The 8,698-nt window shown below is 72.0% G+C and carries 8 protein-coding genes; 4 read left to right on the top strand and 4 right to left on the bottom strand.

Annotated features, from left to right (window positions below; all coding sequences use genetic code 11):
* Nucleotides 1-490: endonuclease domain-containing protein (locus tag ACTIR_RS23920; RefSeq protein ID WP_154663795.1), on the top strand; the 490-nt coding region annotated here is incomplete at its 5' end.
* A 49-nt stretch (nt 491-539) separates the two neighbouring features.
* Here ACTIR_RS23920 and ACTIR_RS0116815 read toward each other — a convergent pair.
* Complete coding sequence (locus ACTIR_RS0116815; RefSeq protein ID WP_007024271.1) at nt 540-992, bottom strand: gamma-glutamylcyclotransferase; 453 nt, start codon at nt 990-992, stop codon at nt 540-542.
* A 97-nt stretch (nt 993-1,089) separates the two neighbouring features.
* Between ACTIR_RS0116815 and ACTIR_RS0116820 the strand changes: the two genes are divergently transcribed.
* The gene (locus tag ACTIR_RS0116820; protein WP_026455158.1) at nt 1,090-2,487 is read left to right on the top strand and encodes an NAD(P)H-quinone dehydrogenase; all 1,398 of its coding nucleotides are present in this window, start codon (nt 1,090-1,092) and stop codon (nt 2,485-2,487) included.
* A 118-nt stretch (nt 2,488-2,605) separates the two neighbouring features.
* Nucleotides 2,606-3,403 carry a VOC family protein gene (locus tag ACTIR_RS0116825; protein ID WP_026455159.1) on the top strand — a complete coding sequence of 266 codons (798 nt, stop codon included), beginning with the start codon at nt 2,606-2,608 and terminating at the stop codon, nt 3,401-3,403.
* A 108-nt stretch (nt 3,404-3,511) separates the two neighbouring features.
* On the opposite strand, the gene glpK is transcribed toward ACTIR_RS0116825, so the two are convergent.
* Complete coding sequence (gene glpK, locus ACTIR_RS0116830) at nt 3,512-5,041, bottom strand: glycerol kinase GlpK (protein ID WP_026455160.1); 1,530 nt, start codon at nt 5,039-5,041, stop codon at nt 3,512-3,514.
* 75 nt (nt 5,042-5,116) lie between these two features.
* The gene (locus ACTIR_RS0116835; RefSeq protein ID WP_026455161.1) at nt 5,117-6,040 is read right to left on the bottom strand and encodes an MIP/aquaporin family protein; all 924 of its coding nucleotides are present in this window, start codon (nt 6,038-6,040) and stop codon (nt 5,117-5,119) included.
* 226 nt (nt 6,041-6,266) lie between these two features.
* On the opposite strand from ACTIR_RS0116835, the gene ACTIR_RS0116840 reads away from it, so the two are divergent.
* Nucleotides 6,267-7,964, top strand: a complete 1,698-nt coding sequence (locus tag ACTIR_RS0116840; protein WP_154663796.1) for a glycerol-3-phosphate dehydrogenase/oxidase — start codon at nt 6,267-6,269, stop codon at nt 7,962-7,964.
* Nucleotides 7,965-7,985: 21 nt separating this feature from the next.
* Here ACTIR_RS0116840 and ACTIR_RS0116845 read toward each other — a convergent pair whose 3' ends face one another.
* Nucleotides 7,986-8,624 (bottom strand): response regulator, encoded by a 639-nt coding sequence (locus tag ACTIR_RS0116845; RefSeq protein WP_026455163.1) that lies wholly within the window; start codon nt 8,622-8,624, stop codon nt 7,986-7,988.
* Between the last annotated feature and the right edge of the window lie 74 nt (nt 8,625-8,698).

Here is an 8,698-nt window from a genome sequence, read left to right on the forward strand (position 1 = left end):
CGCGGACGCGACGCTGCGGCTGCCGGCCGAGCACGAGCGCGAGGCGTTCCGCACCCGGGTGGCCGGGCGTGTCGACCGCAGGCCCGACACCCGGGGACGTCGCCAGGCCCACGAGCTGCTGACCCTGGCGTCGGGACTGGCCGAGTCGCCCGCCGAGAGCGGGGTGCTGCTCACCCTCGTCGACGGCGGACTACCGGTGCCCGAACAGCAGGTTCCGGTCCTCGACCACCGTGGTGTCGTGCTCTACCGGCTCGACTTCGCGTGGCCGGAGGTGCGGGTCGCCGTGGAGTACGACGGGTACCGGTGGCACGAGGGGCGTCGGGACTCCGACGCGGCCCGGGACGAGGATCTGCGCAGGAGGGGCTGGACCGTGGTGCGTGCGGATGCGCGGGACCTGGTCGAACCCGCACGGTTGCGCAGCGAGGTCCGGGAGCTCCTCCGTCGCCGCGGACTGCCGCTGTGGGACGGGAGGGGCGACTCGCGGTTTTGAAGGGGCGACTCGCGGTCCTGAAGGGGCGACTCGCGGGTCCGGGGTGGGGTCAGGGGCCGATGCGTTTGCAGGGGCGGGTGCGCAGGTCGTCGACGTAGTCGGCGGGGGCGCCCGCGGCCTCGGCGGCGTCGGCCAGCACGCCGAGGTAGCGGGCCGACGGGAGGCCGCCCTCATAGGCGTCCAGGACGTACAACCAGGCCAGGACCGACCCGTCCATGGTCTGCACCCTCAACCTGATCTTGGTGTGCAGGCCGAGTTCGCCGCCTTCCCACTGGTCGAGCCGTGATTCATCCAACTGTGTGACGTCGTACAGCACGACGAAGACACGGGAGCCGGGATCCTCGACGATGGTCGCCAGCGCACCTTCCCAGTTCAGGTCCTCGCCACCGAAGGTGAGCCGCCAACCCTCCAGCCAGCCGGTTCCGGCCATCGGGGAGTGCGGGGCTCGGTCCGACATCTGAGCGGGGTCCATGTTGGACCCGTACGCGGCATACAGGGGCACGACTCCAGGGTAACGACCACCGGCTCACCCGAAAGGCCGCAGTCCGCGTGTCGCCTCTTAGAGTTGGACGGGCAGCAGGCGTGTGGAGGGAGTCGAGTTGAGCAGAATCGTGATCATGGGTGGCGGCCCGGCCGGCTACGAGGCGGCGCTGGTCGCCGCGCAGCACGGTGGCGAGGTCACCGTGGTGGAGCGGGACGGCCTCGGCGGCGCCTGCGTGCTCTACGACTGCGTCCCCTCGAAGACCTTCATCGCCTCCTCCGGCGCCCGCGCCGGGCTGCACGGCTTCCCGGAACTCGGCATCCAGGTCGCCAGGCCGCACATCGACCTGCCCACGGTGCACGGCCGGGTGCGCGGCCTCGCGCTGGCCCAGTCGGCCGACGTCCGCGCCCGGGTCCAGCGGGAGGGCGTGCGGATCGTGGCGGGCACCGCCCGGTTCCGCGACACGGAACCCGGGCTCGCCACGCACCGCATCGGGGTGACCGCGGCGGACGGTACCGAGGAACTGCTGGACGCCGACGTGGTGCTGGTCGCCACCGGGGCGACACCGAGGGTGCTGCCCGGTGCGGTGCCCGACGGCGAGCGCATCCTCGACTGGCGCCAGCTGTACACCCTGCCGGAGCTGCCCGAGCATCTCGCCGTGATCGGCTCCGGGGTCACCGGCGCCGAGTTCGCCTCGGCCTACACCGAGATGGGGGTCAAGGTCACCGTCGTCTCCAGCCGGGACCGGGTGCTGCCGCACGAGGACGCCGACGCCGCCGCCGTCCTGGAGGAGGTCTTCTCCCAACGCGGCACCACCGTGGTCAAGCACGCCCGGGCCGACCGGGTCGAGCGCACCGACGACGGGGTGCGCATCCACCTCACCGACGGCAGGGAGATCGAGGCCAGCCACGCCCTGATGACGGTCGGCTCGGTGCCGAACACCGACGACATCGGGCTCGACCGGGTGGGGATCGAGCCCGGGCCCGGTGGCTTCATCAGCGTGGACCGGGTCTCGCGCACCACCGCTCCCGGCGTCTACGCCGCGGGGGACTGCACCGGGACGATGATGCTGGCCTCGGTCGCGAGCATGCAGGGCCGGACCGCGATGTGGCACGCGCTCGGCGAGGGGGTCACCCCGATCCGGCTGCGCACGGTGGCGGCCAACGTCTTCACCCACCCCGAGATCGCGACGGTGGGCGTGAGCCAGCAGGCCGTCGACTCGGGCGAGGTCCCCGCCCGCACGATCATGCTGCCGTTGTCCACCAACCCCCGGGCGAAGATGGAGGGCCTGCGGCACGGGTTCGTGAAGCTGTTCTGCCGGCCGGCGACCGGCGTCGTCGTGGGCGGGGTGGTGGTCGCCCCGACCGCGAGCGAGCTGATCCTGCCGATCGCGCTCGCGGTGCAGAACCAGCTCACCGTGGACAACCTGGCGCTCACGTTCTCCGTGTACCCGTCGCTGTCCGGTTCGATCACCGAGGCCGGGCGGCAGCTCATGCGGCACGACGACCTGGACTGACGCCGCTCGCGGGGGTGTTGCCGGGCACACCCGCCCGGGCGGTGGTGACGTTGCGGGTGGGTGTGTCGGCGCTCATGCTGGATGTGACGACATCCGGGCGAACACTGGAGCGCTGACGATGACTCTGCGTGACACACCCTGGCCCGACGGCACCCCGTGCTGGGTCGACCTGATGGTGCCCGACCCGCGGATGGCGATGGACTTCTACGGCGCCCTGCTCGGGTGGCAGTTCACCGACCAGGGCGACGAGTCGGACAACTACCTCATGTGCTCGGTCGACGGCCGCGCCGTCGCCGGGCTGGGCGGGAGCTCCGCCGAGGAGGACGCCCCGGCGGTGTGGACGACCTACCTCGCCACCTCGGACCTGGACCGCACGGCCGCGGCGGTCACCGACGCGGGCGGCACCCTGCTGGTGCCGCCGGTCGACGTGATGGCGCACGGACGGATGGCGGTGGCCGCCGACCCGGCGGGTGCCGCGTTCGGCCTCTGGCAGGCGGGCGGGCACATCGGCGCGCGGCTGACCGACACGCCCTCGTCGATGCTGTGGAACGAGTGCATGGTGCGCGACTTCGACACCGCCCGGGACTTCTACGCCGCCGTGTTCGGTTACGGGTTCGACGACATGTCCGACGACCAGTACACCTACGCCACGATGCTGGTCGACGGACGTCCGGTCGGGGGGCTCGGGCTGCTGCCGGACGACGTCCCCGCCGACGTGCCGCCACACTGGATGGTCTACTTCGGTGTGCCGGACACCGACGCCGCGGTGGCCGAGGTCGACCGGCTGGGCGGGCGCGTGCTGGCCGACCCGACGGACACCCCGTACGGGCGGTACTCGATGGTCACCGACAACCAGGGCGTGTCGTTCTCCATGCTGTCGGTCACCGCCGAGCCGGAGCTGACCGCCGCCACCTGACACACGGAATCGCGACTCGCGGAAACCGACGCACGGAGCCACCGGGGCGGGGGCCGTCCGGGGACCACCCGACGACCCCCGTTCCGGATAACCCGCCCCGGCGGGTTCTCAGCCCTGCTGCTCGGAGCTCTCCTGCTCGACCCAGCCGAACGTCTTGGTGACCGCCTTCTTCCAGTTGCGGTACTCGCGCGCCCGGCGGGTCTCGTCCATCGACGGCTCCCACCGCTTGTCCTCGGACCAGTTGGCGCGGATGTCGTCCTCGCTCGCCCAGAAGCCGACGGCGAGCCCGGCCGCGTAGGCGGCGCCGAGCGCGGTGGTCTCGCTGACCTGCGGCCGGATGACCGACACGCCCAGGATGTCCGCCTGGAACTGCATCAGCAGGTCGTTGACCACCATGCCGCCGTCCACCTTGAGCGTCTTCAACGGCACGCCGGAGTCGGCGTTCATGGCGTCGATGACCTCGCGGGTCTGGAACGCCGTCGCCTCCAGCACCGCGCGGGCGAGGTGGCCCTTGTTGACGTAGCGGGTGAGGCCCACGATCGCGCCGCGGGCGTCCGAGCGCCAGTACGGGGCGAACAGGCCGGAGAACGCGGGCACGAAGTAGGCGCCGCCGTTGTCCTCCACGGTGCGGGCGTGGTTCTCGATCTCCGCCGCCGAGCCGATCATGTTCAGGTTGTCCCGCAGCCACTGCACCAGCGACCCGGTGACGGCGATCGCGCCCTCCAGCGCGTACACCGGCGCGTTGGTGCCGATCTTGTAGCAGACCGTGGTGAGCAGCCCGTTGGCCGACATCACCTTCTCGGTGCCGGTGTTGAGCAGGACGAAATTGCCGGTGCCGTAGGTGTTCTTCGCCTCGCCGACGGACAGGCAGGCCTGGCCGAAGGTGGCCGCCTGCTGGTCGCCGAGGATGCCCGCGATCGGCACTCCGCCCAGTGCGCCGCGTTCGCGGGTGGTGCCGTAGGTCTCCGACGACGAGCGGATGTCCGGCAGCATCGACATCGGGATGCCCATGTCGGCGGCGATGCTCTCGTCCCAGGTCAGCGTGTCGAGATTCATCAGCAGGGTGCGGGAGGCGTTGGTCGGGTCGGTGATGTGCAGGCCGCCGTCGACGCCGCCGGTCATGTTCCACAGCACCCAGGTGTCCATGTTCCCGAACAGCAGATCGCCCGCCTCGGCGCGCTCGCGGACGCCCTCGACGTTGTCCAGGATCCACTTCACCTTCGGGCCGGAGAAGTAGGTCGCCAGCGGGAGCCCGGTGATGTCCCGGTAGCGCTCCTGCCCGCCACCGAGTTCGCCGAGTTCGGTGATGATGCGGTCGGTGCGGGTGTCCTGCCAGACGATCGCGTTGTAGACCGGCTTGCCGGTGTGCCGGTCCCACACCAGGGTCGTCTCCCGCTGGTTGGTGATCCCGACGGCGGCGATCTCGGAGGCGGTCAGATCGCCCGCGGCCAGGGCGCCCGCGGCGGTGGCCCGGGTGTTCGCCCAGATCTCCTCCGCGTCGTGCTCGACCCAACCCGCCTCCGGGAAGATCTGCCGGTGCTCACGCTGGTCGGAGGCCACCACCCGACCGGCATGGTCGAAGATCATCGTCCGGGTGGACGTGGTCCCCTGGTCGATGGCGGCGATGTACGAGGCCATACGTCGTCTCCTGTCTCCTCCCGGGCCCCGCGGCCCGCGGCGGTGGGGTCGTCCCGCACCGGATGTCGCGGCCGGTCAGTCCTCGTCGGAGCCGGGCACGCGCCCCGGTGGCGGCTTCTCCATGCCTTCGGGGAACTCGCGGGCCTTGAGCACCTGGCCGATGAAGAAGTCGTAGATGAGGATGCCGAGCACACCGCCGATCAACGGCGCGACGATCGGGATCCACCAGTAGTTGCTGAACCAGTCACCGTTGCCGGGGAACGCCGTCTCGCCCCATCCCGCCAGCCACGTGAAGAACCGGGGGCCGAAGTCACGCGCCGGGTTGATCGCGTACCCGGCGCCGGTACCGAAGCTGAGGCCGATCGCGCCCACCACGAACCCGATCGCCCAGGGGCCGAAGTTCCCCGCCGGGGCCATGTTCCGGTTGTCGATCAGTGCGGCGATGACGCCCACCAGCAGCGCGGTGCCCACGATCTGGTCGACGAACGGGCCCCACGACCCGCCGCCGAAGTACTCCGCCGGGAACGTCGCGAAGATCGAGAAGCTCGGTACGGACTCGTCCCGGGCCAGGCCCTCGGACTCGTTGAACACCTCGATCGCGTCGTTGTAGACGGCGTAGACCACCGCCGCGCCGGCGAAGGCGCCCAGGGTCTGCGCGATCCAGTACGGGATCACCTTGACCCAGGGGAACTTCCGGCTCACCGCGAAGGCCAGCGTGACCGCCGGGTTGATGTGTGCGCCGCTGACCCCGCCCGCGACGTACACACCGAACGCCACCGCCAGCGCCCAGCCGAACGCGATGATCAGCCAGTTGGCCGGGCCGAACTCGTCGAACTGTCTGCCCGAGCCGGGGAGCCCCGCGAGGGCGACGGCCACCGAGCCGGCGCCGAACATCAGCAGCACCGCGGTACCGAGGAACTCGGCCAGCAGCTCACCGCCGGTGCTCTGCCTGATGCGTGCCCACCCTCCGGAACGGCTCTGCTCCGCGGTCGCGCTCATCGACCCTCCCTGAGACAAGGCCCCGTTGCCAGTTCGCCTCATCGTCCCACGCGGACCGCCCGCCCGCATCGGTCGAAAGGCGGCATCGCCGCCCGCGTCCGGCCACCGTGGATTTCGAGTGGCCCGGACCCGGCGTCGGCGTGGGATGCTGGGGGTGGACGACGGCGCGACCACCTGCCCGCCGGCGCCGGACGCTCGTGAGGAGGGAACACACGTGACCGTGTCGATGGGACCGGCCGACCGCGAGGACTCGTGGCGGCGGCTGCGCGAGGAGACGTTCGACGTCGTGGTGATCGGCGGCGGTGTGGTGGGTGCCGGGACGGCGCTCGACGCGGCGACGCGGGGCCTGCGGGTGGCGCTGGTCGAGGCGCGCGACTTCGCCTCGGGCACCTCCAGCCGGTCCAGCAAGCTGTTCCACGGTGGACTGCGCTATTTGGAGCAGCTCGAGTTCGGACTGGTGCGGGAGGCGCTGCGGGAACGGGAGCTGATGCTGACCCGGCTGGCGCCGCACCTGGTCAAACCGGTGAGCTTCCTCTACCCGCTCACCCACCGGGTGTGGGAGCGCCCCTACACCGCCGCGGGGCTGCTGCTCTACGACACGATGGGCGGATCCCGGTCGGTACCGGGACAGAAGCACCTGACCCGGGCGGGTGCCCTGCGGATGGTTCCCGCCCTCAAACGCGACGCCCTCGTCGGGGGCGTCCGGTACTACGACGCGCAGGCCGACGACGCCCGGCACACGATGACCGTCGCGCGCACGGCGGCCCACTACGGTGCCGTGGTGCGCACGTCCACCCAGGTGGTGGATTTTCTCCGGGAGGCCGACCGGGTCTCCGGGGTGCGGGTGCGCGACGTCGAGACCGGTGACGAGGCCGACGTCGGGGCCGCGGTCGTGGTCAACGCCGCGGGTGTGTGGACCGACGAGCTGCAGCACGCCTCGGGCAGCCGGGGTCGGTTCCGGGTCCGGGCGAGCAAGGGCGTGCACATCGTGGTGCCCCGCGACCGCATCATCTCCGAATCCGGCCTCATCCTGCGCACGGAGAAGTCGGTGCTGTTCGTCATCCCGTGGCGCAACCACTGGATCCTCGGCACCACCGACACCGACTGGCACCTCGACCTGGCCCACCCGGCGGCCACCCGGCACGACATCGACTACATCCTCGACCACGTCAACGAGGTGCTCGCGCGGCCGCTGACGCACGACGACATCGAGGGCGTCTACGCCGGTCTGCGCCCGTTGCTCGCGGGGGAGAGCGAGGAGACCTCGAAGCTGTCCCGCGAACACGCCGTCTCCCGGGTGGCCCCGGGCTTCGTCGCGATCGCGGGCGGGAAGTACACCACCTACCGGGTGATGGCGGCCGACGCGGTCGACGCGGCGGCCGCGGACTTGCCGGGCCGGGCGCGGCCGTCGATCACCGACAAGGTCCCCCTCGTGGGTGCGGACGGCTACCACGCCCTGGTCAACCAGGCCGACCACCTCGGCACCCGGCACGGGCTGCACCCCTACCGGGTGCGGCACCTGCTGGACCGTTACGGGTCGCTGATCGGTCAGGTGCTGGCCGAGGCCGACGGCAGGCCCGAGCTGCTGCGGCCGTTGGACGCCGCCCCCGACTACCTGCGGGTGGAGATCACCTACGCGGCGTCCCACGAGGGGGCGCTGCACCTGGAGGACGTCCTCGCCCGCCGCACCCGCATCTCGATCGAGTACCCGCACCGGGGCGTGGACTGCGCCCGCCAGGTCGCGGAGCTGATGGGCGAGGTGCTGGGCTGGTCGGAGGAGACGACCGCCCGCGAGATCGAGGTGTACCGGGAGCGGGTGGAGGCCGAGCGCGCGTCCCAGTCGCAGCCGGACGACGCGGCCGCCGACGAGCGGCGTTCCGCCGCGCCCGAGGTCCGTTCCGGCCTGGTGGACGTGGGGGACTGACGGCGCGTCGTCGGCGCCGGGTCAGGTGCCGAGGACGCCCCGCTGCCGTGCGGCGGCGACCGCCGCGGTACGGGAGTCCACGCCGAGCTTGGTGTAGATGTGGGCGAGGTGCGACTTCACCGTCGCCTCGCTGACGTGCAGGTGGCGGCTGATGCGCTGGTTGGACAGTCCCGCGGCCACCAGGCCCAGCACCTCGGTCTCCCGGGGGCTCAGTGCCGCACCGGGGTTGCGCACCCGGTCGAGCAGCCGGTGCGCGACCGACGGCGACAGTGCCGAACGGCCGTGCGCGGCGGTGCGGACGGCATCGGCGAGTTCCTCCGGCGGCGCGTCCTTGAGCAGGTAGCCGGTGGCGCCCGCCTCGATCGCGGCGAGGATGTCGGCGTCGGTGTCGTAGGTGGTCAGCACGAGGACCCGGGGCGCGTCGTCCGCCGCGGTGATGCGGGCCGTGGCCGTCGCGCCGTCCGGGGTCGTGGTGTCCGTGGGCGGGCCGAACCGCAGGTCCATCAGCACCACGTCGATCCCGCCCCGCCCGGCGAGGTGTACGGCCTCGTCCGCGCCGCCGGTCTCGGCCACGACGGTGAAGTCCGGCTCCCGCTCCAGCAGTGCGCGCAGTCCCGTGCGTACCACGGGATGGTCGTCGGCCAGCAGGAGTCGGATCACCCGGCTTCCCCCTCCGGCGCGGGGGCGGCCGGGGCGGGTCCGGCGGTGCGGGCGGGCACCGTGGCCGCGACGGC

Origin of the sequence: Saccharomonospora iraqiensis subsp. iraqiensis, from assembly GCF_000430445.1 — a bacterium.
In the GTDB taxonomy this organism is placed as follows: Bacteria; Actinomycetota; Actinomycetes; order Mycobacteriales; family Pseudonocardiaceae; genus Saccharomonospora; species Saccharomonospora iraqiensis.

What these genes read in the sequence shown, in the direction of transcription:
- ACTIR_RS0116825 (WP_026455159.1), top strand. Translation starts at nt 2,606, where the DNA reads ATGACTCTGCGTGACACACCCTGGCCCGACGGCACCCCGTGCTGGGTC.
- glpK (WP_026455160.1), bottom strand. Translation starts at nt 5,041, where the DNA reads ATGGCCTCGTACATCGCCGCCATCGACCAGGGGACCACGTCCACCCGG.
- ACTIR_RS0116835 (WP_026455161.1), bottom strand. Translation starts at nt 6,040, where the DNA reads ATGAGCGCGACCGCGGAGCAGAGCCGTTCCGGAGGGTGGGCACGCATC.
- ACTIR_RS0116840 (WP_154663796.1), top strand. Translation starts at nt 6,267, where the DNA reads ATGGGACCGGCCGACCGCGAGGACTCGTGGCGGCGGCTGCGCGAGGAG.